This is a genomic window from Deltaproteobacteria bacterium (genome assembly GCA_012522415.1).
Taxonomy (GTDB): Bacteria; Desulfobacterota; Syntrophia; order Syntrophales; family JAAYKM01; genus JAAYKM01.
The window spans coordinates 1-1,625 of record JAAYKM010000081.1 but is presented as its reverse complement, the minus strand read 5'-3'; the positions used below and the strand labels follow the sequence as shown (position 1 = coordinate 1,625).

Below are 1,625 nucleotides of genomic sequence, written 5' to 3'. Positions count from 1 at the left end.
TGATAATCTTAATGATTTGCTCCGGTGTAAATCGCTTTCCTTTCATCTAATGTTCCTCCCTTTCTTCTTTCTCTATTATCAGGAAGGACTCTATTGGGAAATGGATCAGTTTCTGGGGGGAAGGTCACGGGGTCTTGCCGTTTCGATTTCGATCGGACGATGAGACCGGCCCGGCTGAGGACCGGAATCGCGGAGCCGTCCCCGCGGGGTCTCTAGTTTCTCAGTTCCGCGATCTTGATCAGGTATTCGCTGTAGGGGGCTCTCGCTTTCGATCGGGCCAGTTCCAGAAGTTGCGCCTTGTCGATGAAACCCCGGAGGTAGGCCACTTCCTCCAGACAGGCCACCTTCAATCCCTGCCGGCGTTCGAGGGTGGCGATGAAGTTGCCCGCTTCCAGGAGGCTTTCAGGGGTGCCCGTGTCCAGCCAGGCCGTGCCGCGACCGAAGATTTCGACCCTGAGCTTTCCCCGGGAGAGGTATGCTTTGTTGACATCGGTGATTTCCAGTTCTCCCCGTGGGGACGGACGGAGATTTTTCGTGATCTCGATTACGTCGTTGTCGTAGAAATACAGGCCGATCACGGCGTAATTGGACTGGGGGTTGACCGGTTTTTCCTCGATATCCGTTACCATGCCGTTTTTATCGAATGTGACGACCCCGTAGCGTTCGGGGTCCGCGACCCAGTATCCGAAAACGAGGGCTCCGTCCCGCGACTGGACGGCTTTTTTGAGTACGGACGTCAGGCCGACGCCGTAGAGGATGTTGTCGCCCAGGACGAGGCAGACGTTATCCCCGCCGATGAAGGATTCACCGATGATGAACGCCTGGGCCAGGCCGCCGGGGTGGGGCTGCTCGGCGTAGGAGATGGACAGGCCCAGTTCCGTCCCGTCGCCCAGAAGGTCCCGGTACAGGGGCAGGTCCCTGGGGGTGGAGATAACCAGGATCTCTCTGATGCCCGCCAGCATGAGGATGGACAGGGGGTAGTAGATCATCGGTTTGTCGAAAATGGGGAGGAGTTGTTTCGAAATGACCGTTGTCACAGGATGGAGGCGTGTTCCCGCGCCCCCGGAGAGAATGATGCCTTTCATAATCCGAGATTCCTTCCTTCCCGGTCGTTTGGCCCTGGGTATTCCCTTTCGCCGGTTGCTTATACGTCATGTTTCGGGATTTGTAAACCCACACCTTCGGCCCCGCCCCGGCCGCCCTGGAGTTTCGAGGGCGGCGTTACGTTTAAGACTTCTCACGTTCGTTCGAAGTGACAAGGAGTTATCGCCTTTCATCCCGGCGAATGCCCCTATGTCTTTTCGCTCCGGTATTTGCCCCCCCTATGTCCTTTCGAGGAGAGCCCCCCATGTCATTTTGAGGAGCGCAGCGACGAAAAATCTCGTCCTTCACGCCATTCCAATGCGTTTCGTTTAAGATTCCTCACCCGCCTCCGGCGGGATTCGGAATGACATTTTAGGCTGACGGCAGGCACTGGAATGACATTTCGGGCTGCGGCGGCTCGGAATGGCAATTAATGCTTCAGCTGCTCGGAATGCTAACATGAAAAAAAGTGCACCTCCGACAGGGCGCTAGTGCTAGACTAACCCCTACGTTTTAGAAAACATTAAGGAGGTGCACGTGAT

The 1,625-nt window shown here is 56.2% G+C and carries 1 protein-coding gene; it reads right to left on the bottom strand.

The window, feature by feature from the left end; translation table 11 throughout:
- Window positions 1-212: 212 nt before the first annotated feature.
- A complete protein-coding gene (gene rfbA / locus GX147_07075; protein NLN60454.1) occupies window positions 213-1,085 on the bottom strand; it encodes a glucose-1-phosphate thymidylyltransferase RfbA in 873 nt (290 codons plus the stop codon).
- Window positions 1,086-1,625 lie beyond the last annotated feature (540 nt).

Coding starts and splice junctions, on each gene's coding strand:
- rfbA (NLN60454.1), bottom strand. CDS start 1,085: ATGAAAGGCATCATTCTCTCCGGGGGCGCGGGAACACGCCTCCATCCT.